This is a genomic window from Pantoea sp. JZ2, from assembly GCF_035191405.1.
In the GTDB taxonomy this organism is placed as follows: Bacteria; Pseudomonadota; Gammaproteobacteria; order Enterobacterales; family Enterobacteriaceae; genus Pantoea; species Pantoea stewartii.
In genome coordinates this window covers 3,126,013-3,152,908 of record NZ_CP045247.1, presented here as the reverse complement: position 1 = coordinate 3,152,908, position 26,896 = coordinate 3,126,013, and the positions used below count along the sequence as shown (strand labels likewise).

Here is a 26,896-nt window from a genome sequence, read left to right as displayed (position 1 = left end):
ATCGGTTGATAGCCAGAGTGTTTTTTTACTGAATGAATGGAATAGGCACAATGATCAAGAAACTGAGTCTTTGCGCATTGTCGGTACTCGCTGCATTACCGATCGGGACGCTGGCCCACGCCGCGGATAACGAGATGCAGCTCCAGCAGGTACTGATGTTTAGCCGCCATAATCTGCGTGCGCCGCTTGCGGATAACGGTAGCGTACTGGCACAGTCCACCAAAAAAAGCTGGCCAGAGTGGGAGGTGCCCGGCGGGCAACTGACCACCAAAGGTGGCGTGCTGGAAGTCTATATGGGTAACTACACGCGCCAGTGGCTTGCGCAGCAGGGCCTGGTGAAGAACGGCGCCTGTCCGGACAGCAACAGTGTGTTTGTCTACGCAAACAGCCTGCAACGTACCGTAGCGACGGCCCAGTTTTTTGTAAATGGTGCCTTCCCGGGCTGTGATATTGCGGTGACCCATCAGGATGAAATGGGCAGCATGGATCCGGTATTTAATCCCGTGATCACCGACGGCAATGAAGAATTCATCAAAAAAGCGCTGGCGGACATGACCGCCGCTAATGAGAAGCTGGCCCTGAAGCCAGCGTATCAGCGTCTGGACAAAATTGTCGACTACAAGTCTTCTCCGGCCTGTAATAACAAAAAGCAGTGCGATCTGAGCAGTGGGCAAAATACCTTTATTGTTGAAAACGGCAAAGAGCCTGGCGTGAACGGACCGCTGAAAGTGGGGAATTCCCTTATGGATGCCTTTACGCTGCAATATTACGAAGGCTTCCCGCTGGATCAGGTTGCCTGGGGGCAAATTAAAACCCCTGAGCAGTGGCAGTCACTGTCAGCGATCAAAAACGGTTATCAGGACACGCTGTTTACCACACCAGATGTGGCACGCAACGTCGCGGCTCCGCTGGTGGACTATATCCGCAGCCAGCTCATCGATCAGGATAAAGCTGACTCACCCAAAGTGACCCTGATGGTAGGGCATGACTCCAACATAGCGTCATTGTTGAGCGCCTTACAGGTCAAACCTTATGATCTGCCAGAGACTTATGAGAAAACGCCCATCGGTGGACAGGTGGTGTTTGAACGCTGGCATGATGCCAAAAACAACAAAGACCTGCTGAAGATGGAATACGTGTATCAGACCGCCGATCAGTTGCGCGATGCCCAGGTGTTAAGTCTGAAAACGCCACCGAAGCGCGTCACCCTGCAACTGGCGGGTTGCCCGACTGACGCGAACGGTTACTGCAGCTGGGAGCAGTTTACCCAGGTGCTGAACAGCGCGCTGCAGGGGACTGCGTTGCAACCGGCGGCGGCAGAGCAGCCAGCGGCCAGTGCCAACGCGGGCGCGGCGAATCCTGCGGCGTCAAAAGCTGACGATAAAGCCAGCGCCGATAAGGCGACGGCTGATAACGCTGCTGCCCAGAAAGCGGCTGACGATAAGGTAAAGGCGGACAAAGCGGCTGACGAGAAAGCGAAAGCTGATAAAGCCGCCGCGGATAAAGCCGCTGTGCAAAAGGCGGCGGATGAGAAGGCCAGCGCTGATAAAGCTGCTGCCCAGAAAGCGGCGGATGACAAAGCCAAAGCGGAAAACGCCGCCAACGCGCAAAATAAAACGGATAACAGTCCTGCGAAGCAGCCCGCTGCAGCCAACTAATAGCTTTCGGTCACTGAAAACAAAAAACCCCGTTAAGACGGGGTTTTTTTTACGCTTCAGGCTGCGCTTATCCGGCCACAACCACCAGTTTCTGGTTCGCAAACTCTTTGATACCCAGATCGGAAAGTTCGCGTCCGTAGCCAGAACGCTTCACACCGCCGAAAGGCAGCTCCGCAGAGGTGTCGCTCTGCGAGTTGATGAACACCATGCCCGTTTCAATGGCGGAGGCCAGTTTACGGCCACGCGCAATATCGCGTGTCCACACGGAACCGCCCAGCCCATAGTGTGAATCATTGGCCAGGGCCACCGCCTCGTCATCACTGGCGACCACATAAACCTGCGCCACCGGGCCAAAAAACTCCTGAAAATAGGCAGGGTTATCGCGGGTGATATGGGTAAGCAGCGTGGGCTGGTAATAGCACCCTACGCCCGCCACCGCTTTACCACCTGTGACCAGCTTAGCGCCGTTTGCGACGGCTTCATCAACCTGTTTAACCAGACGATCGCGCGCATCAGCCGACGAAAGCGGTCCCAGAGTGGTTTTCTCATCCAGCGGATCGCCCAACACCGCTGCGTTAAGCGCCGCACTGAATTTATCGATAAAGGTATCCGCAATCTTCTCGTTCAGAATAAAACGCTTGGCTGCTGTACAGACCTGACCGCAGTTGCTCAGTCGCGCCTGCACGCCCTGACGAACGGCTTCATCCAGATCGGCATCCTCCGTGACCACAAAGACGTCATTGCCGCCCAACTCCAGCGTGGATTTTTTCAAATGCTTACCGGCCTGTTCAGCAACGGCGCTTCCCGCCCGTTCGGATCCTGTCAGAGCCACGCCCTGTACCCGGTCATCGGCAATCAGTTCCGCAACCTGATCGGTAGAGATAAACAGGTTGGTCCAGGCACCCTCAGGCGCGCCCGCTTCCTTCACCAGCTTTTCGAAGACATCGGCACAATGCGGCACGATGTTGGCGTGTTTAGCCAGTACCGGATTACCCAGTGCCAGATTTGGTGCCAGCACGCGCATCAGTTGGTAGTAGGGGAAGTTCCACGGTTCGACCGCAACCAGCACACCAATGGGATGATACTCAACCCAGGCGTCGCCCAACTCACTTTCATAAGGTTGTGGCTTCAGGATGCGTTCTGCATGCTCAGCGTAATAGCGGGCGATTTGCGCGCAGATTTTGACTTCGCCACGGCTTTGGCCAATCAGCTTGCCCATCTCTTTACTGGCAATAGTCGCCAGTTCTTCCGCACGGTCATCAATCAGATCAGCCAGTTTTTTCAATACCTGAAGTCGTGGCTGAATAGCGCCTTTACTCCAGTCAGAGTGGAACAGCCGATCCGCCGTTTCCAGCGCTTGCGTCACGGCCGCGCTGTCATGGGAAGGCCAGCTTTTCATTAACTGATTGTTTGCCGGGTTGATGCTTTGATAGGAAGACATAGAATTCTCCGTGGTCAACGATAAAAAAAAGGGCGGGGCCAGGCCCGCCATGCCGTCAGACGTTCTTTCGCTCAACCGTTTTGTCGTCCCACGTGAGGACGTCCTGATCGGTTTTTTCAAACGCGCGGATTAATACGTCATCGCTTCCCTGTTGACGCCAGATCTCTTCCGCCAGGCGCTCGTCATAGTTTGCGACTTCAAAAATGGCCTCGGCAATTTCGGGCGAGGTGTGACGCAAAGTGGCCCATTCACCTACGTGATGTGCTTTTGACTGATTCGTCGACATACTGATCTCCTTCTGGAAGGTTAGTCCTTAAGTTTTGCTGCCAGCCCGGCAACGTGTTCGCCCTGGAAACGGGCAATAATCAATTCTTCCTGGGTTGGCTGACGTGAACCGTCACCACCGGCCAGCGTAGTGGCACCATAAGGCGTACCGCCGCGGACCTCAGAAATGTCAAACATCTCTTTGGTACCATAGCCGATAGGCACGATGACCATGCCGTGGTGGGCGAGGGTGGTCCAGACAGACGTAATGGTTTGTTCCTGTCCTCCTCCGGTACCGGTGGAGGTAAAGACGCTGGCAATTTTGCCGTAAAGCGCGCCAGAGGCCCACAGGCCGCCTGTCCGGTCCCAGAATGTTCGCATCTGCCCTGACATGTTGCCGAAACGGGTAGGGGTGCCCACGATGATGGCATCATAGTCAGGCAGTATCTCTGGCGTCGCTTCAGGCGCGGATTGCTGAGTTTTACCGCCAACTTCCGCAAAGCGTTGTGCATCCATGGTTTCGGGGACGCGCATCACATCTACCTGGGCGCCAGGTACCTTGCGTGCGCCTTCCGCGACAGCGTTCGCCATGGTTTCAACGTGTCCATACATTGAATAGTAAAGCACCAGAATCTTAGCCATTGATCTCTCCGGGAGTTAGTCAACACATCGAAAAGTATAGAAGAGCTTTACCTGACTGTGAGAAATCACCGGTCAGACAGTCAGCGTAACGACACTGAAAATGCTGAGAATGGGTTTTTTTAAGGATTAATCGTCGTCTTTTAAGTCAATTCTTAGCGTAGAGTCTGTTTCTAAATGTAATTTTCAGCGATCCAGAGACCTAAAAGGTGGAATGTCACACAGGCTTCCACGCACATGTCCTTCGATGAACATCAAGCCGCCTCACGTGAAGCGATGTGGCACTGAACGTTCATGCATCAGAAGATCGCAAACAGGTGCAGGTATGTTCACCTGTTATCGCTCCAGCCCAGACCGTGTCAGGCGACAGGGTGCCGCCTGATGCGAGGCGACAGTCACGCGGCAGCAAACGGAATTGCATTCGCCCGGAGCACTGATCACAATAGCGCCTGAAAACAGATACAGGTGAATTATGTCGGATACGACTCGCAAACTGACTGTCGGTATTACGCGTCAGGAACTGGTCCTTATTTTTATTACGGTAATCTGGGGGGGAACGTTTCTGGTCGTGCATCAGGCGATGCATTATTCAGGTCCGTTCTACTTTGTCGGTTTACGCTTTGCTACCGCTGCGCTGTTACTGGCGTTTTTTTTCCGCCGCTATCTTGCTGCCGTCTGTTGGCGCGAAGTCAAAGCGGGCACGATGATCGGCCTCACGATTGCGGTGGGCTACGGCTTACAAACCTGGGGCATGCAGACGATATCCAGCAGTCAGTCAGCGTTTCTCACCGCGCTTTATGTTCCCGTGGTGCCGCTGTTGCAGTGGCTGTTTCTGCGCCGTCCGCCAAAACTGATGGCGTGGTTGGGTATTTCACTGGCGTTCTGCGGATTGATTCTGGTCGCGGGGCCGCAGGATGGCCGAATTGCGCTGAATCAAGGGGAAGCCGCGACGTTACTCAGCACGCTGGCTATTGCCGGAGAAATCATTCTTATCAGTCGTTATGCCGGTCAGGTTGATGTGCGTCGGGTGACCTTCATTCAACTGACTGTCGCTTCACTGTGTGCCTTCTGCTTTATGATCCCGAATGGTGAATCCGTGCCTGCGTTATCGGCCCCGCTGTTAGTCAGCGCGGTCGGGCTCGGCGCAGCCAGTGCGCTGATACAGGTAACAATGAACTGGGCTCAACGCAGCGTATCACCGACACGCGCCACGGTCATTTATGCCGGTGAACCGGTCTGGGCGGGTGTGGTGGGGCGTTTAGCAGGCGAGCGTCTGCCGGCCGCTGCCATTCTTGGCGGTATCCTGATTGTCTGCGGGGTCATTGTCAGCGAGTTGCGCTGGAAACGTAGCATGCCATCGGCCTCTTCCGATGAATAGTGGCGCGAGAATAAGTGCTTATGGCCCTGTCAGTGTGGCCCTTTCCCTGCGCCGTATATCACAGCTGTCGGCACGTTACCGCCTGAAAACAGTCTGTTGCCGTGATGCGTAACGGTAACGTGAAGGAGATACGTATGAAAAAGGCTACGCCCGGGCCAACGCGTCGTGCGGTCGCCGTTGCAGCGAAACGTGCGGCAATTCTGCAGGCTGCCCTGACCTGTTTTTCCCAGTTTGGTATTCACGGGACGCGGCTGGAGAAAGTCGCGGAGCAGGCTGGCGTCTCCAAAACCAATTTGCTGTACTACTATCCCTCTAAAGAAGCGCTTTATATTGCCGTATTAAAAGAGATCCTGGATGTCTGGCTGGCACCGCTACGTGCCCTGACTTACGAGCAGGAGCCGTTGCGCGCCGTGCGTCAGTATATTCGCCTTAAGCTGGAGGTTTCTCGCGATTATCCACAGGCATCAAAGTTGTTTTGCCTGGAAATGCTGCAGGGTGCGCCCTTGCTGAAAGGTGAACTGGCCGGCGATCTGAAGACGTTGATGGACGACAAAACAGCGATAATTGAGCGCTGGATAGCTGAAGGACGGCTGGCGGCAATTGCGCCTCAGCATCTGATCTTTATGCTGTGGGCGACGACACAGCATTATGCTGACTTTGCCAGCCAGGTCGAAGCGATCACGGGGAATCAGCTCAGCAATCCTGTTTTCTTCGAGGAAACGGTGGAGAACGTTCAGCGCATTATTATTGAAGGCATTCGCGTTCGTTAATAAAACGCGATCAAACTCAGCCCTGTAACAGACAAGGGAGTGGCGTGATGGATTCTGTTTCACAATGTGTTCTGGGCGCATCCGTGGCGCTGGCTGTGATGGGGCGGCGCGTACCTGCCTGGCAAGCCGCGGCGGTAGGCGCAATCAGTGGCACATTGCCCGATCTGGATGTGTTTATCGACCACGGTGATGCTATCCGCAACATGACGCTGCACCGGACTGAAAGTCATGCCTTACTCTATCTGACGTTGTGTTCACCGTTGCTCGCCGCGCTGGTCGCGCGGCTGTTCAAATCCGGCGTGACATGGATCGCCTGGTGGCCTGCTATTTGGCTGGCGCTGATCACGCATCCCCTTCTTGATTTGATGACAGTCTATGGCACTCAGCTTGGGCTGCCTCTCACCGATCATCCTTATGCGATTGGCAGCATGTACATCGTCGATCCGCTTTATACATTGCCGCTTATCATCGGGCTCTGTGTCGCTTTGTGGCGGCGTAACAGACGGGGATTACGCTGGAATCACGCGGGGCTGGCACTCAGTACCGGCTACCTTGCCTGGAGTATGGTCATTCAGCAGGTGGCTGATGAACACATTAAACACTCACTCGAACAGCAGGGGGTGGCGACTGACAAGGTGTTGGTCACCCCAACGGCATTCAATACGCTGGTCTGGCGCAGCGTCATCATCACGCCTGACCGCTATGGCGAGGCTTACTGGTCTTTGCTGTCGCCTGCTCGTCCTGTCACGGTAACGTGGCGGCCGCGTCATCCTGAGCTATTCGTCCCGTTTAAAGGAAACTGGCTGGCAGAACGTGTTGCCTGGTTCAGCCATGGCTTTTATGCCATGGATGAGCGTGACGGGCAGGTCACCATTGCAGATTTGCGTATGGGAGAAGGGAGCCATTACACGTTTACGTTTGGTTTGGGCACGGCGGAAAGCCCTGATTTGCAGCCACAGCGCCTGCCGTCTGGTGAACGGGCCCTGCGCCGCGGCGTCAGTCGTATACTTGAGCGGTTATAAAAAAGCCCGACGTGCGTCGGGCTTTTTTCAGTCTCTATATCAACGACGCGTGCGTCGACGCAGTTGCCAGCCTGCGGCGAGCAGGATAAACCACAACGGCGTGACCATGAGTGCCTGTCGCGTGTCTTCCTGCAGTGTTAGCAGCACCAGTATAAAGACAAAAAACGCCATACATGCCCAGCACATGAATTTGCCTAAAGGCATTTTAAATGTCGAGGCGGCATGACGTTCCGGAAATTTTTTGCGATATGCAAGGTAACTGCACAGGATAATGGTCCACACAAACATAAACAGAATGGCAGACACGGTGGTCACCAGCGTAAAGACCGTCATCACATTCGGGATCAGGTAAATCAGAGCCACACCACACAGCAGGCAGAAGCAGGAAAAGAACAAGCCGGTCGTGGGCACCGCGCGTGACGATAAACGACCAAAAGCACGGCTGGCAACGCCCTGCTGCGACAGACCATACAGCATGCGGCTGGTGGAGAAAATACCGCTGTTGGCTGAGGATGCCGCCGACGTCAGGACCACGAAGTTAACAATGCTGGCCGCAGCTGGCAGGCCAATGAGCACGAACATTTCCACAAACGGACTGCGATCGGCCATCACTTCGGTCCACGGTGTAACGGACATAATCACCAGCAGCGCCAGAACATAGAACATAATGACGCGCAGCGGAATGGCATTAATGGCCCGCGGTAAAACCCTGTGCGGGTCATGCGTTTCGGCCGCCGCTGTACCCACCAGCTCTATACCGACAAACGCAAAGACGGCTATCTGGAATCCGGCAAAGAATCCGCTCAGTCCTTTCGGGAAAAGCCCCCCGTGATCCCAGATATTACTCAGTGCAGCGGTGCCACCACCCGGCGACGGGTAATGAATGGACACCAACACAATGCCGGTAATGATCAGCGCGACAATCGCCACGATCTTGATGATGGCAAACCAGAACTCCATCTCGCCAAATAATTTCACCGTGGCAATGTTTAAGGCCAGGAAAACAAAAACACATAGCAGTGCGCTCATCCAGATCGAAAAGCCGGGAAACCAGAGCTGGAAGTAGGCGCTTATAGCCACCACGTCGGCAATGCCGGTAACAACCCAACAGAACCAGTATGTCCAGCCGGTGAAGTAGCCGGCCCAGGGACCCAGTAAGTCAGCCGCAAAGTCGCTAAAGGATTTATACTCAAGATTCGACAGCAGTAATTCGCCCATTGCCCGCATGACAAAAAACAGCATGAAGCCGATGATCATGTAAACGAAAATGATCGAAGGCCCTGCCAGACTAATTGTTTTACCCGAGCCCATGAACAAACCGGTGCCAATCGCACCGCCAATAGCGATGAGCTGGATGTGTCGGTTATGAAGATTACGTCGCAGCGTGTCATCGCCCTGTGAGCTCGCCTGCGTTTGAGTAGATTGATCAACCATGAAAGTGTCTTTCCTGTCTTGATGTTGTGTCAGCTCTGGTGGCTGTTGAGAATACCGGATTGCCGGGAGCAATTTGGCATAAGATAGTGGAAGTGTTAATGAAAACGGTAATTGTTTTTTAACAATATCGGACAACGCTGGCATTAAAACGGCGCTTTCACTTAACGTTGGCGATTTTTACGTCAGATTAGGTAATATTTCATCACCCTGTGTCATCTTTTAAGCGTATCCTGCCGTGTGCTTTTACACTACATCCGTACAGCTTCTTTCAGCTACAGAGGTTCTATGCGCACACTTGTTCTGCTTATCATCATGACCGGAGTGGGGTGGATGAGTTTGCCATGGTTAAAACAGCACCTTCCTGCGCAATTTAATCCCTTTACGCCACTCTCTGTAACGGATCCGCCGGGCTGGATGACGCGATTAAAACTCAAAAGACTGCAAACTGATCCCGCCGCCTGTCTTGACGTGATGCAGCGTGCACAGCAGGCCGGCGTTGTACGTTTCAGTCAACGGCCGGCGGTGACAGGGGCCTGTCCGTTGTCCGGCCCCCTCAGGCTGCAAAATTTTGGGCCCGTCTCGCTCAGCAGCAGTTTCCTCGCCAGTTGCCCAATGGCCGTTGCGGCTACAATGTACGTGGCTTACAGCCGCGAGCAAATGTTACATCTGTCTGGCAGTGATCTGACCCGAATTGAACATGTCGGAAGTTATGCCTGCCGCAACATCTATCATCAGGCCACCGGACGCCTGAGTGAACATGCCAGCGCGGATGCCTGGGATATTACCGCCTACCAGCTTGCTAACGGCGAGCGGTTGGTGCCAGGAAAAAACTGGCAACAACCTGGCCAGAAATCACTATTACTTCATGCATTATGGCGATCGGGTTGTAACTTTTTTGGTAATGCGCTTGGGCCTGATTATAATCGCGCGCATGCTACACATTTTCATCTGGGCATGCGGGGGGCGGGTTATTGCAGGTGAGATTAACCTTTACTTTCACCGTAAAACTGTGTCGTGGGTTTAATATTATTTTCTTCTGTTCTGCTTTTTTACTGTTTTAAAAAGGGTGTCACATCTGCTTATTTTTTCTCATGGCGTCAGTGTTATTTAAATCATTCACCCGGTGTTATCACCGTTCATTGCCTGCTAAATGACCAAATTGAGAGAGTATACTGCATTATTATTACCTGACTGGGTGAATGATGCCGTTTTAACAGGGCGATAAATTTGAGTTATCTGTACATAAATAAAGGAGGATGACAGTGTCGTTAAATAATTATTTTTCTCTTTTCAGATGCGTTATTTATTAAATAAGTTATCTGTACAAGCCCGCACCAGGCCAAAATGACAGCGGTCACAGGTCTGCGCCATCCGCCAGGCGTCTTGCCTGTAAAGACGGGCAGTGCCGTTATGCAGGCCGTTCAACAGGCCTTGTACGGCCGTCTGCCCTACGACGCAGAGCCATAAGCCATCTTTTGTAGGACCAAAAGATCCGGGTAAAACGCGTACCAGAAAAGGGGTACTTTCCCTGCCTGACTGCAGAAAACATGCGGTGGTGATTGCCTGAAAAAGACATCGTGTTTTACAAGATATGATCTGCGTTTTTTTTCAGCATAATACGTTGCCGGGCGCAACTTATCGAGTGAGATTTGTTGATCATGGCTATGTTAAATGATTGAAAAAATATAAGAAAAATCTTATTATTTCCTCTATTGCACTCGCCTGAGTTATCCCGAAGCGTTTGCTTACCCTGTATTTTTATCCTTTTCTCTGCAGGTCGTTGTCGCCAGAATGAAAATAATGCTTTTTATGACGTCGCAACAAAGAGTAAATTAATTACATAACGTGTTAATCAGAAATACCCGGCAAGTTGTTGAATTTGAGGCAATATGATAGGTGAAGATTATTTTTCCTGGCGTGAAAATGTCGAACAGCACTTTCAGGTATTAACGGCAGCTCCGCAATTAAAGGGGCTTTTACAGGATTATATCCAGTCACTGGGCTTCGATTTTTTCGCTTTTTTTATCCAGCATCGCGTTCCTTTTACGCGTCCGCGAGTTTATTTGCATGATACTTACCCCGAAGCGTGGATTAAACGTTATAAGGAACGGAATTATTATGCCATTGACCCCGTGTTGCAGCGCTGCCTGCGTGCTGGAAAGGGGGTGGAATGGACACCTGAACTCTTTTGCTCGGCGAAGGAAATGTGGCAAGAAGCGGGTAATTTTGGGCTGCTGAGCGGATTTTCTTGTTCTGCAATGGCGTCAAATCGAGCCGTTGGTATATTATCTATAGGTTCGCATCGTCCCTTTATTACTGACTGTCGGCAAGTGGAGCTGGAGGTAAAGTTGCACTTCCTCGCCGAGCAAAGCTTGTGCTTACTTGAACGCCTCAATGATGAAGCGCTGATGGTTCAGGGAAATGATTTCAGCCAGCGTGAGCTGGAAATTTTGAAATGGACCGCAGAGGGAAAAACCTCTCAGGAAATTTCACTTATTTTGTCGATTTCTGAACACACCGTAAATTTTTACCAAAAAAATATGAAAAAACGTTTTAATGTTTCCAATAAAACGCAGATTGCCTGCTATGCCGCAGCAATTGGTGTGATTTAAAAGAAAAGCAACTGCCAACTTTAGTAGTTCCTTACCTGAAGGGACTTCTCTACCCTGCGCGGGTGCGCTTTTGGCAGGCGCATAGAAATCATTGCAAACATGGGGATGTCAGAGGCGCATGATGAAAATAGTTCAAACGCAGTTAAAGGATATGCCATCCTCTTTGCTTGCCGAACTTGGCAGCTACCGTTACAGCGTGTTTGCGCGGGGTGAAGGCTGGTCGATTCCACCGCGTCTGAGTACACCAGGGCAAGAATATGACCGGTATGACCGCTCTGATGTGACCTGGTTAATCGCCTGGAGCGTGCGAAGCGGCATTAGCGGCTGCGCCCGCCTGATGCCCTGGACGGAACCCGAGCAAACGGAAGGCATTGTTTTGCCGTTCGATCATGAAAAGGTCTGGGAAATGTCCCGCTTCTCTGCACGACTGGAAGTGGATCCTGAGCTACCGCTCAATATTCTGTGGCATGCGGTACAGCTGGCGGAGCTGAACGGCATTGAATGCATTATCAGTTCGGCTACGCCGATGCTGGAAAAAATGTTTGAAGAACATCAGGTCGTCTATGAACCTCTGACGCCGGGTTTAATTCTGTCAGAGGATAATCTCTTTGCCATCCGTATCCCCGTCAGTCAACCTGCGCTGGCAGAGAAATACCGTGGTACGCGGCGTTTCAGCCCGGAAGAGGTGCTGCCTTCACTCGGCGTGTCCGTTAACTGGCATTCGAACGGTTAGCGCGCTGCCCCCGGGCGGGGGCAGCACAAGCCATTACTGGCGATAAGCCGCTTTGATTTGTTTAATGGTGTTACTGAACACGTCTGCCTGCGGCTTTTCGCCCAGGGTTTTCACATAACGTTCCATATTAATGATTACTTTTCCGGCATCAGCCTGGCCCATCCCTTTCAGGATCAAAGTAATCATCATCTTAAGGCAAGCCACTTCATCAGATAATTTTTGCGTTTCCTGCGAGGTAGCGAAATCTTCATCGCTCATGAATTTCTCCTTGGTGATTAACATCGTCTCTACAATCTTTACGCGCAGCAATCGGTGAGTATATCACACGAAAGACCACTTGCTGTTAGCGTGGGCAACGCAGGCTGTTTAACTATGTCAGTTCAGTCATATTAATTAATCACGGATGTGAATAGTAGCTGACGAGAGCGTCGCAGTTTGGTAAAAATCTCATAAATACAATATCGTCTGATTGTTGTAACTGTTTGATAAAACATTTTTTTTACATTATACAGGCTGTCATGTCTGTTCCTGCAGGCGTAAACAAGAACAGAGCCAGGTTGCATGAAGATAAAACACTGACGCGATCTGACCTGCCACTTTGTATCTGTGCTTTTAATGCAAAAACAGGTATGATTGCCGCTTGCAATCGTTAAATGCTACCTCTTTATTAGCTGCGGAGTGCTTCGCGTTGATCACTGTCCTTCTTGTCGATGACCATGAGCTGGTACGTGCCGGCATCCGCCGTATTCTTGAAGATATCAAAGGTCTGGTGATCGCTGGCGAAGCGTGTTGTGGCGAAGATGCAGTTAAGTGGTGTCGGGCTAATCAGGTTGACGTCATCTTAATGGACATGAATATGCCGGGTATCGGTGGGCTGGAAGCCACGCGCAAAATCGTGCGCTACAACCCGGATATCAAAATTATTATGCTGACGATTCACACTGAAAACCCGCTGCCTGCCAAAGTGATGCAGGCCGGTGCGGCAGGTTATCTGAGTAAAGGTGCCGCGCCGCAGGAAGTGGTGAACGCCATTCGTTCGGTTAAGGCCGGCCAACGCTACATTGCCTCGGACATTGCTCAGCAAATGGCGTTAAGCCAGATTGAGCCGCAAAAAGCCGAATCTCCCTTCAGCTGTTTGTCGGAAAGGGAATTGCAGATTATGCTGATGATCACCAAAGGACAAAAGGTGACGGAAATTTCCGAGCAGCTGAATCTCAGTCCTAAAACCGTTAACAGCTACCGCTACAGAATGTTCAGTAAGCTGAATATCAGTGGCGACGTAGAGTTAACGCATCTGGCCATCAGACATGGCCTGTTCAATGCGGAGCCGTTAATCAGTAGTGAGTGACCTCTTTAATCCCAAAAATTTTCTCAGTACGGTCACCAGCGAGCCAGGTGTTTACCGGATGTACGATCTGTCCGGAACGGTTATCTATGTCGGCAAAGCGAAAGATCTGAAAAAGCGACTGACAAGCTACTTTCGCACCCAGGTGGGTAGCCGAAAAACCGAAGCGCTGGTAAGTAACATCCATCACATTGATGTCACCGTAACCCACACTGAAACCGAAGCGTTGTTGCTTGAGCATAATTACATCAAGCTTTATCAACCGCGCTATAACGTTCTGTTGCGTGACGATAAATCCTACCCCTACATTTTTCTGAGTGGCGACACACACCCGCGTCTGGCAATGCACCGGGGCGCTAAGCACGCCAAAGGGGAGTATTTCGGTCCGTTTCCTAATGGTTATGCGGTAAGAGAGACGCTGGCGTTGCTGCAAAAGGTCTTTCCGATACGGCAATGTGAAAACAGCGTTTACCGCAACCGCACGCGCCCCTGTTTGCAGTACCAGATTGGCCGCTGTCTTGGCCCTTGCGTGGCAGGGTTGGTCAGTGAGGAGGAATACGCCCAGCAGACAGATTACGTCAGACTGTTTTTAGCGGGCAAAGACGATCAGGTGCTGAATCTGCTGGTGACGCGCATGGAAGAGGCCAGTCAGTCACTGCGCTTCGAAGACGCGGCCCGGCTGCGCGATCAGATTCAGGCCGTCAGACGCATTACCGAGAAGCAGTTTGTCTCTAATCAGGGCGACGATCTGGATGTGATTGGCGTTGCCTATGACGCCGGAATGGCGTGTTTGCACGTCCTGTTTATCCGCCAGGGGAAAGTACTGGGAAGCCGAAGCTATTTTCCCAAAGTGCCCGCGGATACGGACCTGGCTGAAGTCGTCCAGACCTTCGTCGGACAGTTCTATTTGCAGGGTAGCGAAATGCGCACCTTGCCCAGCGAGATTTTACTCGATTTCACTTTGCCCGAACGTGAGTTGCTAGCAGACTCATTGACAGAATTAGCCGGTCGACGGGTAAACATTCAAAGTAAACCCCGCGGCGATCGCGCGCGTTACCTCAAGCTGGCTCGGACCAATGCCGGTTCGGCATTAAAAACGCGTCTGTCGCAGCATTCCACGATTCATCAGCGCCTCACCGCGTTGGCCGAATTTCTCAAACTGGAGAAGATTGGCCGCATGGAGTGTTTTGACATCAGTCATACCATGGGTGAACAAACCATCGCTTCCTGCGTCGTGTTTGATCAAAACGGCCCGCTTCGCGCTGACTACCGCCGTTATAACATTACCGGCATCACACCCGGCGATGACTATGCGGCTATGAATCAGGTGCTACGCCGCCGTTATGGCAAAGCGATTGAGGAAGAAAAAATTCCCGATGTGATCCTGATAGATGGGGGCAAAGGTCAGCTGGCACAGGCAAAACAGGTGTTTGCAGAGCTGGACGTGCCCTGGGATAAATCCCGCCCCATTTTGCTGGGCGTTGCAAAGGGCACCGATCGTAAAGCCGGTCTGGAAACCTTATTTTTCGAGCCAGAAGGCGAGGGCGTTTCTCTGTCACCCGATGCGCCAGCGCTTCATGTCATTCAGCATATTCGTGATGACGCTCACAATCATGCAATTTCAGGGCACCGTAAAAAACGGGCCAAAGTCAAAAACACCAGCGCACTGGAAAGTATCGAGGGCGTGGGACCAAAACGGCGACAGCAGTTGCTCAAGTACATGGGCGGCCTGCAACCGTTGATGAATGCGTCGGTCGAGGAGATCGCCAATGTGCCCGGTATATCGCATGCGCTGGCGGAAAAAATCTACTACTCGTTGAAACACTAGCATTGAAACAGGGGGGGCAATGTAGGAACATACGTTAAACACCACCCAATCCAGACAGTTACCAGCATATGCAATTTAACATTCCGACCTGTCTTACCCTGTTTCGCGTCGTTCTTATTCCGTTCTTTGTGCTGGCTTTCTATCTGCCTTTTCACTGGGCGCCCTTTGTTACCGCGTTGATTTTCGTTGTTGCCGCCGTGACCGACTGGTTCGATGGCTTCCTGGCTCGCCGCTGGAAGCAGACAACCCGCTTTGGTGCGTTTCTCGATCCGGTGGCGGATAAGGTGATGGTGGCCATTGCTTTGGTACTGGTTGCGGAATATTTCCATGCCTGGTGGATCACGCTGCCCGCTGCCACGATGATCGCCCGTGAAATTATTATTTCAGCCCTGCGCGAGTGGATGGCAGAGATAGGTAAACGGAGCAGCGTTGCGGTTTCCTGGATCGGTAAAGTGAAAACCACCGCGCAGATGTTTTCGCTTTTTGCTCTGCTGTGGCGTCCGGACAGTATGGTGGTCGGTGTTGGCGTGGTCGCGCTGTACATTGCCGCGGTGCTGACGTTCTGGTCCATGTTCCAGTATTTAAGCGCTGCCAGAGGCGATTTGCTCGAACCGTGATCGATGCGATTCAAAAAGCAGCAAACGGACGCAATGTGGGGATAATTTTATTGACTCACCGCGTCATCTCAGTAGAATGCATCGCATCGAACGGCAGCACAGCTGCAGAAGCTAAGAAAAATCAGTAAGTTCGATAAAACGTAGTAAAGTCTGACCCTTCAGCAGCGAGTTATCTGAACAGTAGGATTATGCGGGAATAGCTCAGTTGGTAGAGCACGACCTTGCCAAGGTCGGGGTCGCGAGTTCGAGTCTCGTTTCCCGCTCCAAATTCGCAGGCCAGGCAATCCTGGCGGCAAATCGGTTTTAGGCGCGTTGGCAGAGTGGCTATGCAGCGGATTGCAAATCCGTGTACCTCGGTTCGACTCCGGGACGCGCCTCCAGTTATACCTCGCCCGGGTGGTGAAATCGGTAGACACAAGGGATTTAAAATCCCTCGATCGTAAGGTCGTGCGGGTTCAAGTCCCGCCCCGGGCACCATATTGAAACACCAATAAAATCAAGTCGTAGCAATGTCGTTTAAGCCGCCTCTTTGGGCGGTTTTTTGTTTTTATAAGCCCTTCCTGCTATGTCATTTCTGATTCTGGTCTCAGGCTCCTGTTAAACCCCTTTCTCCCTTTGCCGTTTGTCTCCTCCTGTGCTGACCTGACGCTGTTTTTTATAACATGCCACGTCTGGCAATCCAGCAATCCAGCAATCCAGCAAAGGCATCAAGATGACGTCTGCACGATGAGTGGAAACAAGCCCGGTAGACTCAGAAAGAGAGGCTTTACGGGTACAGGCAGCATGATATCGATTACCGAAAACGCTCGTCCTGAATGTGGGTGACAGTATCAAAACCAGTAACAGTTTTGACTATGCTCTCTATCCCCGTTTTGACAGACATGACGGTGACAGACGGCATTGCCTGGTATTTTCGCCTTTTGCTACGGGCAGTCCTGTCACGCATCATTGCCGTTTCTCAATCAAAACGGAATGGATTACCTTTGATCAATACATTCAGGGCCAAAATAAACGCGAGGAAAAGTGGGCAGATTGAGAAGGCTGCGGATTTTAAATGGCTCAATCCGTTCATTAAAAAAGCCTGCGTTACACAGGCAGAAATCGTTACAAGGGAAAATCCAGTTGTCAGCATGCGCTGACCCGGCAAGCATACTGTGAATGGGGTTTTTAGATACAGGTGAATAACTTTTGATCAGTAAAAGGCACGATGTGTATGTTGCAGGCATAAAAAAGCCCACTCGGATGTGGGCATAGCAAAATTGGCTATTAATGTAAGGTTCTAACAATTACTTCCTTACTATCGGCAATCCCGCGCCAGGCTTTAGCCGCCGTAAAAAATAAACCTTCATATTGCCGACAGCCTTCGGTGCGAAAGGCGGGCAACGTGCTCTGTTCTTATCCCGTGACTGACTTTTACAGCGTGTCGCTATTCTTTTGCAAGATTAATCGTGCTGGCAGAAGCGGCAGAGTCAGATTCAGAGCAGGTGTCCCTAAGACTTAATGGTGCCGTTAAGCGCTTATCCGTCGTTTGAGCAATGGCAGTGTGTTCCCTGACAATCAACATAAAAATGGCGTGGAGATGTTTTGGCAGGCGTTAAACGATATGTTCTTACGCTCGGATACGACTTTTTTCCCGCGCGGCGGGGTTACTGTGGCGGACAGGCTGAGGCCAGCAGGTTACCTTTCTTCTCTGTGTACTAATCTTGTCTGCAGTCATTTCATTATTCAGAGAAGGGCAAGCCGTGCCGGGAAACAAAGCAGAAATCACTGTGGGTTCAGATCATATCATCATCGCTCGACGTTACCGCGCTCTTGGCGCGCTCAACGATCTCTTTATCGCAGTATGGTTCCTGACGGGCAGCATCCTGTTTTTCTTCGACTCGCTGATGACAGGTGGAACATGGTTATTTGTCGTGGGGAGCCTTCAGTTATTACTTCGCCCGGCAATCACCCTGGCAGAACTGGTACACGTAAAGCGCATCGATCAACATCCACAAAAACCTCAGTAGTCCTTTACCCCTGTATCACGGACAGATAAACGCATTCAGCCTGCCTGATATATGAACGACTCAGGCAGGCTAAATGAAAGGTGAGGCGATTTCAGGAGATCACCAGGTGCGGGCGGGCGGTGGTGGCGGTTGCTGCCCGGTTGCAGGCGGCGGTGGTGCAACGGTGCCTGCCGGTGGTGGGGGCAGTGCCTGACCCGGTGGTGGTGGCGGAGGCGGAGGCGGGCGATGATCGTGTGGCGGTGGGGGTGGCGCACAGCCGGGGCCCGGTGGTGGCGGTGCGCACGCGGTCAATGTTGAGGCAGCGACAACAGCAGCGAAAAAAGTCAGACGACGATTCATGCTATTTCCCTTGTGAAATTAACAGTAAGCTAATTGTAGTTAGCTGTTACTAAACATAACGGGGGTAAAGCAGAAAAGCGAAGCGATTCCGCCCTCTATCCGTTTTTTGAGATACTTCTCATCTCGCGCGTTTAATCCGGTTTTTTGTTTCAACGCCAGCTAAAGTAGCGCATCACAAAAGAGGAGTGGCGTTTATGAATGGCATTTTGAAATTCGTCCGCGGCTGGCTGATTTTTTCAGTGTTATGGGGCGTCTTCATGTGGTTTATGTCATGGCAGGCGCAGGGCAAAGAAATTGGCCTGGCTGTTTTGATGAGTCTTTATGCTGGCCTGTTATACCAGGCATTAATTACGATGGTCGCGCGCTATCGGGCACGGCGACAGCAGGCGTAAGAGGGGCCTGCTGCGTGCCGCAGCAGGCCAGTGTCTCACCTCAGATTACCGCTCAGGCGGCGATGAAAATCGCTGCTGCGCATATCCAGACCTTCAATGGTGACGCTGGCACCATGACGCTGATAACGGTATTCGATACCATCCAGTGCAGCGACGGTGGAGGCATCCCATATCTGTGCGTGCGTTAAATCAATGGTGACAGATTTAGGGTCATGTGCGTAATCGAAGTGCTCAAACAAATCGTTACTGCTGGCAAAAAACAGCGGTCCGCGAACATCGTAGCGCACAGACTGTCCGTCCTCACTCAACGTTCTTTCCGCATGAATCACATGCGCGACGCGCCGGGCAAACAACATCATTGCCACCACTACCCCCGCCAGCACCCCCAGCGCCAGATTACTGGTTAATACGGTAATACCTACCGTTAACAGCATGACCAGCGTTTCTGACCAGGGCATCCGTTTCAGCGTCGCGGGCTGCAAACTGTGCCAGTTGACCGTCTTGACGGCGACAATCATCATGATGCCGGCCAGCACCACCATCGGGATCTGCGCCATGATGTGGCTCAGGCCCGTCACCAGCAGTAACAGCACGAGGGCGGCGGCAACCGTTGAAACCCGGCTGCGTGCTTTACCCAGTTCCACGTTGACAATGGTCTGTCCAATCATGGCGCATCCGGCGATACCGCCATAAAAACCGGCCAAAATATTACCTATACCCAGCCCCCAGGATTCGCGACGTTTGCTGGACGGTGTATCTGTAAGGTCATCCACCAGCTTGGCGGTCAGCAGCGATTCCATTAGTCCTACAAACGCCACGCTCAGCGCGGTGGGCCAGACGATGGATAAGGTCTGCCAGTTGAGCGGAACGGTCAGTGCCGTAAAGTCTGGCAGACCTGCGCTCATGGGGCCTTCATCACCCACCGTCGGGACGCGATAGCCCATCGCCAGCGCCACGGCGGTCACGACCACGATGGCCACTAAGGGAGAGGGCACACTTTTCAGCACGCGGGGCAGGAGCAGCACGATGGCCAGCGTCACGGCGAAGAGTGCCCACACCAGCGGCGATTGCCCCCAGACATGCGGGACCTGAGCAAAGAAAATTAAAACGCCAAGCGCATTCACAAAGCCGATCATGACCGAACGGGGAATATAACGCATCGCACGTGACATACCTGTCACGCCGAACAGAATCTGAATGATCCCGGCCATCACAACGGCAGGAAGAATATAGGCCACGCCATGCACATGGACCATAGGCCCAATCACCAGCGCAACCGAACCCGCTGCGGCGGTTACCATGGCAGGGCGGCCGCCAAGCAAAGACAGCGTCAGGCAGAGTACGACAGAGGCCACCAGGCTGACCTTCGGATCGACACCGGCGATAACCGAAAACGAGATCACTTCCGGAATAAGCGCCAGCGCCGTGATCACGCCGGCCAGGCATTCTCGCGTCAGCAGTGCAGGCGAGCGTAAGACGCGGCCGACACTGACATCGTTTTCCACAACGGCTGTTGTGGCGACATCATGTTGTTGATTCATAGTGTAAACAGGCTCTTTTATTTTAAGCTTGCGCGAAAGGCAAGGAAGACAGGATTTGGTGAAGGGCGAATGTTACCGACAGCTCAGAGAAGAAGCCAGAAAAAGCGAAATGACTCCATCCATGGAGAAAGGATTATACCGTCAGGTCGTCTGGCGTTTTATACACCACCATCTCAAGCAGATGACGATAAACGTCCAGTGAGACTTCGTCGCGCTCCAGCTCGAGGCGATGAATCAGTTTCGAAATAATGGCTTTATTATTGACGGCCATACCTGACTGTAAGATTTCCGCGACAACGAGACCAAGAATCTCCATATCGCTGTCGGGTTTATTCGCCGCAGCGGTGAAGTAATCCGCGATCTCTTTATCCGTTTGGGGCAGTGTGTTTTGCATGTGTCAGCCTTTGAAAAAGTCGGCTACCCGGTAGGGTGCGCGACAAACAGACCTAAAAGCCATCGCATAAAAATACAATGGCGCCAAACTCAACAAGCAGGTCATCAAAATCAAAAAAGAAACCTCTGAGGGTGGAAATCCATTACACCTTCAGAGGCGACGCAGATGCATCATTCGTTACAGAGTCGTGATCACAACTCGTTGTATGTAAAGTTATACAATTAAAGTTTATTTGTACAAGTAGATTATTAAGCATAAAATGCTAATCCTTAACAATTAGGATGTTAAGAATTTTGTTTGTCGCTTTCCTGTACAGGAAATGTGTACAAGCGGGCCAGGCCGACGGGAAAGCAGCGTGCTTTCCCGGGAGGGTTAACTAAACAGGTTGAGTTTTGCAGTGAGTTTGCGAACCGCTTTTTTGTCGCCCACTATCGCCATCCCAAGCAGGCGCCATTCCGGGGCGGGCAGCGTCTTCATCGTGTCACTGAAGGCCTGGTAGTCGGTGGTTGACTGACCCTGCTCGGGAAAGACCACAATGTCACAGTCTGTCTGTTCACTCTGACGCCACACGGTGCTGAGTTGCGCACTATCGGCCCCCAGGACAGGAATGCCAACGGGGATGAGTCCCGGATAGCGCTGCGTTGTCGCATCTTCCAGATCTTCACCGACCAGACTGGGATGACGTTGTCCCAGCGTCAGAGCGATAACGGCGGCAGCATTGGTGGCTTTGCCGGCCGGTAACGCACTGTTCAAAATCATGACACATCGTAAGTCGCTCATTATCTTCTCCTGACACAAAATGCCATTGTGGCAAGGCTAGTGATCAGCGTCTGGAAGATTTGTGCACAGTTGCTGGTAACGTGCAGGCGTCAGCTGGCAGGCGCGTTTAAACCAGCGCCCCAGATGACTCTGGTCTGCAAAGCCAAGATCGGCAGCCACCTCAGCGGGTAAATGGCCCATAGCCAGCCGTCGGCGTGCCTGACTGAGCCGCCACTGTACCAACCAGGCGTGGGGCGGCAGGCCCCACTGCTGCTGGAACAGGCGGGAAAGCCGAAAACGATCCACGTTCAGCGCCTGTGCCATCTGGGCAATGCCGGGGTTATCGACGTGGTAAGCAATAAGCCAGTCTCGTGCCTGATGGGCCAGTGTCGGTGCCACATCCGGCCGCGTATTGCGCCAGACAGGCAAGTGACGAAGATGGCGGAATAGCCGCTCCAGCGCCGCATCTTTGATTAACTGCGGGTGATTGTGCCAGAGCGCGTCGAAGGCGTGCCAGACCGCCCAGGAGAGCCATTTCTCATCCTGAAGCGTGGTGGCAAAACGCAGTTCACTGCCGGGCGCACTGTCCAGACAGCCAGGTGCAAACCGCTGGTGCAGATGATGAGGTGACAGATAGAGCATGCGGTAGGTAAAGCCCTGTGCATCAATGGCATCGCCATCGTGAAGCTCTTCAGGTTCCAACATAAAGACCGTGCCCGGTCGGCTCCGATGGCGTTTCTGACGGGAGTGGAACTGCTGCACGCCTTGCTCCGTCACGCCAATTAAGTAACTGTCATGCCAGTGAGGATCGTAAGCATGTCCGGTAAAATGTGCCCGTATCGCTTCGATGCCGCTACGCGCGTCGCGGCGCAGATCGACCCAGTTATGGGTGGAGGTGTTCACGCTTTTGTCCTCCCCGAGGTGTTGACAGCAGGATCATGACTGGACATTTTGACGTTGTTATCCAGTATTTAACAGTACAGATGCTTTTCTTTCGCATTTTGCTTTGCGTATAATAACTTAATCAATTAATTAGAACTCTAATCATTAGGCAACTACTTATAAATGTCATCTAACCGTACCTTTACCCACCTGCTGCACCTGACCGCCCATGCCTGGCGCCTGGCCGTTGACCGCCATCTTAAAGACAGCGGTCTGAGCACCAGTAGCTGGATGGCGATAGGGCTTATCGCCAGTGAACCTCAACGCCTCACGCAAACCGAACTGGCGCAGTTAATGGGCCTGGAAGATGCGAGTATGGTGCCGTTGGTGGATCGCCTGGTGAAACAGGACCTGTTATCCCGGGTCCAGCCCGCCGAAGATCGGCGCAAGCGTCATCTGGTGCTGACCGAGAAGGGCAATGAAGCGTTCGCAAAAGTAAAGACGCAGGCCGATGCGCTGCGCACGCAACTGCTGGCGGATATTGATCCTCAGGAAATCGCCCTGGTAGAGCGCGTTTTACAGACGCTGCTGACCCGAATGGGAAGTATGTAAGTATGGCCCGGCGCAATCCCTACGCTGCGCGTGAATGGTTGCCTCATGAAAAACCCATGCTGCCGGGCTCGCCTTCGACGCCAATCCATTCCCCACCCAAGCGTGTTGCCTTTGGGCTGATAGGGTTGCTGATCTCGCTGACCGGCGCGTTAAGTAATGCGCTGGTTACGGCTAATCTGACCAATCTGCAAGGCACCTTCGCGGCTTATTCCAACGAAATTGCCTGGCTGCCCGCGGTGTATGTGATGGGGAACATCTCCATCAACCTGCTGTTGGTAAAATTTCGCCAGCAGTTTGGTTTACGCGTATTTACCGAAGCGTTTTTGGTGCTGTACGTCCTGGTCGCCTTTTTCCATCTGTTTGCCAACGATCTGAGTTCAGCGATTATCGTGCGCACGGCCCATGGCATGGTCGGTGCGGCACTAAGCTCGCTGGGCATTTATTACCAGGTTCAGGCCTGGCCTGCCAGGCATCGCTTAAAAGCGCTGGTCATTGGTCTCACCGCCTCACAGCTCGCTATTCCGCTGGCGCGCCTGTTCTCCAGTGAGTTGCTACAACTGGACGAGTGGCGAGGGCTGTATCTGTTTGAGCTGGGGTTAGCGCTGATTGCATTAGGAGCGGTGCTGGTGGTTAAGCTGCCGCCGGGCGATCGTATTAAAGCTTTTGAAAAGATGGATTTCCTGACGTTTATCCTGCTGGCTCCGGGCATGGCGTTGCTGTGTGGCGTGCTGTCGCTGGGCCGTATTGAGTGGTGGTTCAGTACGCCCTGGCTGGGGATCTGTTCAGCCCTGGCGCTGGTGCTGATCGTCAGTGCCTTTGTGATTGAGCACAATCGCCGCAATCCACTCATTAACACGCGCTGGCTCAGCAGTGGAATGATCGTGCGTTTAGGCATTGTGATGATCATGATTCGCATTGTACTGGCAGAGCAGAATACGGGGGCAGTTGGCTTCCTGCAGCAGATTGGATTACAGAATGATCAAATGCACGGCCTGGCGCTTGTCATCATGGCCGGTGTGGTGGCGGGCATTGCCGCCAGCGCGCTGACTATCAAGCCTACCCATCTTAACTGGCCGATCGTTGCATCGCTGGTCGTCATGATTATCGCCTCACTGATGGATGCGCAATCCAGCCCGGTCACACGCGCGAACAATATGTACCTGAGTCAGTTTCTGCTGGGGTTCGGCAGTGCCTTTTTCATGGCGCCGGCCATGCTGATGGGGATTGGCAGCGTCGTCACGCAGCCTAAAAATCTGGTCAGTTTCGTGGTCCTGTTCGGCATGAGCCAAAACCTGGGCGGTTTAATCGGATCCGCGATTCTGGGGACCTTTCAGGTCTGGCGTGAAAAATACCACTCCAGCCTGCTCGGCGATCAATTATCGTTACTGAATCCCAACGTCAGCGACCGGCTTACACAATATGGTGGGCTCTTTAGCAGCCAGATTGGCGATAGCGCGTTATTGAGTGCCCAAAGCACCAGCCAGCTTCAGTCCGTCGCCACCTTGCAGGCGAACGTCCTGGCCTACAACGACACCTATCTGCTGACCGCAACCCTGGCGCTGGTTACGCTGATGTGGGTGTTGTGGCGTTTAACACGTCGACGCTACCTTGACTGGCGACAGGCCAAATTTCATCTGGCAGAGCAGCGTCAGCTCGCCGCCGCACAAGAACGAACGGAGTAAGTATGAGTCAGCAGGATGAACTTCAGGCAGCAGAACGCGATCGGGCCAATCGTCGTCGTATTCTCTCCATCGCCCTGGGGAGCGGCATTGCGGTCATTGGTGTGCTGGTTATTCTGTATGCCTGGCAGCTATGGCCTTTTACCAGTCCGGTCCAGAGCACGGAAAACGCCTATGTACGCGGCCAGGTCACCTTTATCAGCCCGCAGGTGAGCGGATATCTGACTGCTGTGAACGTGGCCGATTTGCAGCCGGTCAAAAAAGGTCAGGTGCTGATGACGATTGACGATCGTATTTATCGCCAGCGAGTGCATCAGGCGCAGGCACAACTGGCCATGAAGCAGGCCGCTCTGAGCAACAACCAACAGCAGCGTCTCAGCGCGCAGGCCACGATCCAGAGCAACAAAGCCGCTCTGGAAAACGCCAGAGCGCAGGCGGTGAAAAGTGGCCTGGATCTGAAGCGGGTAGAGAATCTGGCCGCGGATGGTTCGCTCTCCGTGCGTGAGCGGGATGCCGCACGCGCAGCGAACGCGCAGGGGCTGGCTCAGCTTCATCAGGCGGAAGCCCAGGTTGCGGTCGCTCAGCAAAATCTGCAAACGGTGATCGTAAACCGGGCGTCGCTGGAGGCGGACGTTGCCAGTGCGCAGGCGGCGCTGGAGCTGGCTGAAATCGACCTGGCAAACACCCGTATCATATCACCCGATGCGGGTCAGTTAGGGCAGTTATCGGTGCGTAAAGGCGCCTATGTGACGGCCGGGACGCGCCTGACCTCCGTGGTGCCTGCACATAAGTGGATCATCGCAAACTATAAAGAAACCCAGCTTGCGCATATCCGCGTGGGGTTGCCGGTGACGATTCGTGTCGATGCGCTGGATGGTAAACGTTTCGACGGTCGCGTTGCCGATATCTCGCCAGCGGCAGGCTCAGAATTCAGCGCTATCTCACCGGATAACGCGACCGGTAACTTTGTGAAAATCGCCCAGCGTATTCCCGTACGCATTGACGTCGCGCCGGAGGTGCAGCAACAGTTACGGCCCGGCATGTCAGTCGAGGTCAGTATTGATACGGCGGCCTCACCAGTCAGTGAGACCGCACCATGAAGGGCGCTCGGTTAGTGGCAGGCATGCTGGCCGCCCTGTTAGCAGGGTGCAGCACCCAGATTGAGAAAGCCCCGGCCTCGTTACCCATTCCGTCACAATGGCGCGAACAGGTTGGGCCTTCCGCGCCGCCAGAGGCGGCCTGGTGGCAGGCGTTTGGCGATCGGGATCTGAACCGACTGGTGGAGCAGGCATTACAGCATAATCCCGATATTTTGATAGCCCGTTCGCGGGTGGATCAATATCGTGCGCAACTGCGTGGCGCTGAGGGCGATAACTTTCCTACGCTCAGTGGCGGGGTTGCGGCAACGCGTCAACGTGCCCTGTCGGCTGTGACCGGGCAGCCTTATGAAACCTCCGTTTTTCAGGGGCAGCTTCAGGCCAGTTACAATGTCGATTTGTGGGGCGCACAGGCCGATACGATTGATGCCACCCGTGCCACGCTGGAGGCGCAGCAGGCGGCCGCGTCGGCCGCAGAACTGACCATCGCCAGTTCCGTTGCATCGGGTTATATGACGCTCTGCGCGCTGGATGAACAACTGCGCGTGACCGAAGCGACGGTGGCCATACGGCGTAACTCGCTCCGACTGGCGCAGCGTCAGTTTGAAACAGGTTATACGTCCCGGCTGGAGTGGATGCAGGCCTCATCGGAGTATCAGTCCGCGCAAGCCCAGGTGCCGCAGTTACAGCATCAGATTGCTCAGCAGGAAAACGCGCTCAGTATTTTAGTCGGCATGAACCCTCGGGAGGTAGCCCGTCACCGCGACTTTACTGTCCTGATGCCACAGACGATACCGGGCATTTTGCCGTCAGCCTTACTGAATCGTCGCCCGGATATCGTCCAGGCGCAGCGCCAGCTGCTGGCCGCCGATGCCAGCCTGGCTGCGTCAAAGGCGAAGTTACTGCCGGGAATTAATCTGACAGCGTCGGGCACATTACAGCGTTCCGTTTTGCATCAGCTGGTGGACGATCCGTTCCGCCTCTGGAGCGTAGGAGGCAGTATTCTGGCACCGTTGCTGAACCGTGAAGCATTGACTGCCCAGGTCGATGTCGCTATGGCTTCTCGCAATCAGGCACTTTACACCTATGAGAAAGTGGTAAGAAACGCGTTCTCCGAAGTCAATAACGCGCTGGATGCCATTCGCCAGGGCGAAGCACAGCGTGAAGCGCTCCAGAAGCAAGAGCAGTTTGTCGCCGAGGCACTGCGTATTGCAACGAATCGCTATCAAAATGGCTATGCTTCTTATCTGGACGAACTGGATGCGCAACGCACCCTGTTTGCCACGCAGCTAAATCTGGTAACGGTAAAGAATAATCTGTTGCAGGCCCAAATCGCGTTATACAGTGCACTCGGCGGGGGCTGGTCGGGCGAAAACCAGAGTGGGGCACGGCATCAGGCTGACGCCAGGGGGCCGTAATCGTCGCCCATCAGTTTGCCAGCGGTCTGTTTT

General features: G+C 53.2%; 27 protein-coding genes and 3 tRNA genes. 21 read left to right on the top strand and 9 right to left on the bottom strand.

Annotated features, from left to right (window positions below; all coding sequences use genetic code 11):
- Positions 1 to 50 precede the first annotated feature (50 nt).
- Positions 51 to 1,658, top strand: a complete 1,608-nt coding sequence (agp, locus tag GC087_RS15195) for a bifunctional glucose-1-phosphatase/inositol phosphatase (protein WP_324028660.1) — start codon at positions 51 to 53, stop codon at positions 1,656 to 1,658.
- A gap of 67 nt (positions 1,659 to 1,725) precedes the next feature.
- Here agp and GC087_RS15190 read toward each other — a convergent pair whose 3' ends face one another.
- The 3 genes from GC087_RS15190 to wrbA are packed head-to-tail and all read right to left on the bottom strand — an operon-like array spanning position 1,726 to position 4,005.
- Positions 1,726 to 3,099, bottom strand: coding sequence for an NAD-dependent succinate-semialdehyde dehydrogenase (locus GC087_RS15190; protein WP_033737598.1), 1,374 nt, complete (start codon positions 3,097 to 3,099; stop codon positions 1,726 to 1,728).
- 55 nt (positions 3,100 to 3,154) lie between these two features.
- The gene (locus GC087_RS15185; RefSeq protein ID WP_039341215.1) at positions 3,155 to 3,385 is read right to left on the bottom strand and encodes a YccJ family protein; all 231 of its coding nucleotides are present in this window, start codon (positions 3,383 to 3,385) and stop codon (positions 3,155 to 3,157) included.
- 20 nt (positions 3,386 to 3,405) lie between these two features.
- Positions 3,406 to 4,005: an NAD(P)H:quinone oxidoreductase gene (gene wrbA, locus GC087_RS15180; RefSeq protein WP_006118683.1), complete on the bottom strand. Its 600-nt coding sequence runs from the start codon at positions 4,003 to 4,005 to the stop codon at positions 3,406 to 3,408.
- A 469-nt stretch (positions 4,006 to 4,474) separates the two neighbouring features.
- Here wrbA and GC087_RS15175 point away from each other — a divergent pair, with 469 nt between their 5' ends.
- The 3 genes from GC087_RS15175 to GC087_RS15165 all read left to right on the top strand — a co-directional run bounded on the left by GC087_RS15175 (position 4,475) and on the right by GC087_RS15165 (position 7,172).
- A complete protein-coding gene (locus GC087_RS15175; RefSeq protein ID WP_324028659.1) occupies positions 4,475 to 5,380 on the top strand; it encodes a DMT family transporter in 906 nt (301 codons plus the stop codon).
- A 134-nt stretch (positions 5,381 to 5,514) separates the two neighbouring features.
- Complete coding sequence (gene rutR, locus GC087_RS15170; RefSeq protein WP_033737596.1) at positions 5,515 to 6,150, top strand: HTH-type transcriptional regulator RutR; 636 nt, start codon at positions 5,515 to 5,517, stop codon at positions 6,148 to 6,150.
- 47 nt (positions 6,151 to 6,197) lie between these two features.
- A complete protein-coding gene (locus tag GC087_RS15165) occupies positions 6,198 to 7,172 on the top strand; it encodes a metal-dependent hydrolase (protein WP_054634203.1) in 975 nt (324 codons plus the stop codon).
- A 39-nt stretch (positions 7,173 to 7,211) separates the two neighbouring features.
- Here the strand turns inward: GC087_RS15165 and cycA are convergent, their stop codons facing one another.
- Positions 7,212 to 8,606 carry a D-serine/D-alanine/glycine transporter gene (gene cycA / locus GC087_RS15160; RefSeq protein ID WP_039341206.1) on the bottom strand — a complete coding sequence of 465 codons (1,395 nt, stop codon included), beginning with the start codon at positions 8,604 to 8,606 and terminating at the stop codon, positions 7,212 to 7,214.
- 285 nt (positions 8,607 to 8,891) lie between these two features.
- Here cycA and GC087_RS15155 point away from each other — a divergent pair, with 285 nt between their 5' ends.
- The 3 genes from GC087_RS15155 (at position 8,892) to GC087_RS15145 (ending at position 11,951) form a co-directional block, all read left to right on the top strand.
- Positions 8,892 to 9,587, top strand: a complete 696-nt coding sequence (locus tag GC087_RS15155) for an extensin-like domain-containing protein (RefSeq protein ID WP_162286217.1) — start codon at positions 8,892 to 8,894, stop codon at positions 9,585 to 9,587.
- A gap of 908 nt (positions 9,588 to 10,495) precedes the next feature.
- Entirely contained in the window at positions 10,496 to 11,218 is a 723-nt protein-coding gene (sdiA, locus tag GC087_RS15150) for an autoinducer binding domain-containing protein (protein ID WP_033737592.1), read from the top strand.
- 121 nt (positions 11,219 to 11,339) lie between these two features.
- Complete coding sequence (locus GC087_RS15145; protein WP_006118772.1) at positions 11,340 to 11,951, top strand: acyl-homoserine-lactone synthase; 612 nt, start codon at positions 11,340 to 11,342, stop codon at positions 11,949 to 11,951.
- A gap of 33 nt (positions 11,952 to 11,984) precedes the next feature.
- On the opposite strand, the gene GC087_RS15140 is transcribed toward GC087_RS15145, so the two are convergent.
- Complete coding sequence (locus GC087_RS15140; protein ID WP_006118773.1) at positions 11,985 to 12,209, bottom strand: DUF2594 family protein; 225 nt, start codon at positions 12,207 to 12,209, stop codon at positions 11,985 to 11,987.
- Between the two features lie 430 nt (positions 12,210 to 12,639).
- On the opposite strand from GC087_RS15140, the gene uvrY reads away from it, so the two are divergent.
- The 10 genes from uvrY (at position 12,640) to GC087_RS15090 (ending at position 18,481) form a co-directional block, all read left to right on the top strand.
- Complete coding sequence (gene uvrY, locus GC087_RS15135) at positions 12,640 to 13,299, top strand: UvrY/SirA/GacA family response regulator transcription factor (RefSeq protein WP_006118774.1); 660 nt, start codon at positions 12,640 to 12,642, stop codon at positions 13,297 to 13,299.
- Positions 13,292 to 15,124, top strand: coding sequence for an excinuclease ABC subunit UvrC (gene uvrC, locus GC087_RS15130; protein WP_033737591.1), 1,833 nt, complete (start codon positions 13,292 to 13,294; stop codon positions 15,122 to 15,124). The genes uvrY and uvrC overlap by 8 nt, the downstream gene beginning before the upstream one ends.
- A 68-nt stretch (positions 15,125 to 15,192) precedes the next feature.
- Positions 15,193 to 15,741, top strand: a complete 549-nt coding sequence (gene pgsA, locus GC087_RS15125) for a CDP-diacylglycerol--glycerol-3-phosphate 3-phosphatidyltransferase (protein WP_006118776.1) — start codon at positions 15,193 to 15,195, stop codon at positions 15,739 to 15,741.
- Positions 15,742 to 15,931: 190 nt separating this feature from the next.
- Positions 15,932 to 16,007, top strand: a tRNA-Gly gene (locus GC087_RS15120).
- A 40-nt stretch (positions 16,008 to 16,047) separates the two neighbouring features.
- Positions 16,048 to 16,121: transfer RNA gene (locus GC087_RS15115), tRNA-Cys, on the top strand.
- Positions 16,122 to 16,131: 10 nt separating this feature from the next.
- Positions 16,132 to 16,218: transfer RNA gene (locus GC087_RS15110), tRNA-Leu, on the top strand.
- A gap of 344 nt (positions 16,219 to 16,562) precedes the next feature.
- Positions 16,563 to 16,880: a hypothetical protein gene (locus tag GC087_RS15105; protein WP_324028658.1), complete on the top strand. Its 318-nt coding sequence runs from the start codon at positions 16,563 to 16,565 to the stop codon at positions 16,878 to 16,880.
- Between the two features lie 630 nt (positions 16,881 to 17,510).
- Positions 17,511 to 17,750 carry a YrhK family protein gene (locus tag GC087_RS15100; protein WP_237166121.1) on the top strand — a complete coding sequence of 80 codons (240 nt, stop codon included), beginning with the start codon at positions 17,511 to 17,513 and terminating at the stop codon, positions 17,748 to 17,750.
- Positions 17,751 to 17,869: 119 nt separating this feature from the next.
- Positions 17,870 to 18,142 carry a hypothetical protein gene (locus GC087_RS15095; protein ID WP_324028657.1) on the top strand — a complete coding sequence of 91 codons (273 nt, stop codon included), beginning with the start codon at positions 17,870 to 17,872 and terminating at the stop codon, positions 18,140 to 18,142.
- Positions 18,143 to 18,283: 141 nt separating this feature from the next.
- Positions 18,284 to 18,481 (top strand): DUF6404 family protein, encoded by a 198-nt coding sequence (locus tag GC087_RS15090; RefSeq protein WP_006118780.1) that lies wholly within the window; start codon positions 18,284 to 18,286, stop codon positions 18,479 to 18,481.
- Positions 18,482 to 18,516: 35 nt separating this feature from the next.
- Here the strand turns inward: GC087_RS15090 and GC087_RS15085 are convergent, their stop codons facing one another.
- The 4 genes from GC087_RS15085 to GC087_RS15070 all read right to left on the bottom strand — a co-directional run bounded on the left by GC087_RS15085 (position 18,517) and on the right by GC087_RS15070 (position 22,078).
- A complete protein-coding gene (locus GC087_RS15085) occupies positions 18,517 to 20,022 on the bottom strand; it encodes a SulP family inorganic anion transporter (protein WP_324028656.1) in 1,506 nt (501 codons plus the stop codon).
- A gap of 133 nt (positions 20,023 to 20,155) precedes the next feature.
- Positions 20,156 to 20,416 (bottom strand): biofilm/acid-resistance regulator YmgB/AriR, encoded by a 261-nt coding sequence (locus tag GC087_RS15080; protein WP_058708512.1) that lies wholly within the window; start codon positions 20,414 to 20,416, stop codon positions 20,156 to 20,158.
- A gap of 372 nt (positions 20,417 to 20,788) precedes the next feature.
- Positions 20,789 to 21,196 (bottom strand): PTH2-like family protein, encoded by a 408-nt coding sequence (locus tag GC087_RS15075; protein ID WP_033737585.1) that lies wholly within the window; start codon positions 21,194 to 21,196, stop codon positions 20,789 to 20,791.
- A gap of 36 nt (positions 21,197 to 21,232) precedes the next feature.
- On the bottom strand, positions 21,233 to 22,078 hold the full coding sequence (locus GC087_RS15070; protein WP_324028655.1) for an AraC family transcriptional regulator: 846 nt from the start codon (positions 22,076 to 22,078) through the stop codon (positions 21,233 to 21,235).
- A gap of 162 nt (positions 22,079 to 22,240) precedes the next feature.
- On the opposite strand from GC087_RS15070, the gene GC087_RS15065 reads away from it, so the two are divergent.
- The 4 genes from GC087_RS15065 to GC087_RS15050 are packed head-to-tail and all read left to right on the top strand — an operon-like array spanning position 22,241 to position 26,863.
- Positions 22,241 to 22,669, top strand: a complete 429-nt coding sequence (locus GC087_RS15065) for a MarR family winged helix-turn-helix transcriptional regulator (protein ID WP_033737583.1) — start codon at positions 22,241 to 22,243, stop codon at positions 22,667 to 22,669.
- Positions 22,670 to 22,671: 2 nt separating this feature from the next.
- Positions 22,672 to 24,351 (top strand): MFS transporter, encoded by a 1,680-nt coding sequence (locus GC087_RS15060; RefSeq protein WP_324028654.1) that lies wholly within the window; start codon positions 22,672 to 22,674, stop codon positions 24,349 to 24,351.
- A 2-nt stretch (positions 24,352 to 24,353) separates the two neighbouring features.
- Complete coding sequence (locus GC087_RS15055; RefSeq protein ID WP_033737581.1) at positions 24,354 to 25,448, top strand: HlyD family secretion protein; 1,095 nt, start codon at positions 24,354 to 24,356, stop codon at positions 25,446 to 25,448.
- Positions 25,445 to 26,863 (top strand): efflux transporter outer membrane subunit, encoded by a 1,419-nt coding sequence (locus GC087_RS15050; RefSeq protein WP_324028653.1) that lies wholly within the window; start codon positions 25,445 to 25,447, stop codon positions 26,861 to 26,863. The genes GC087_RS15055 and GC087_RS15050 overlap by 4 nt, the downstream gene beginning before the upstream one ends.
- Positions 26,864 to 26,896: the final 33 nt, after the last annotated feature.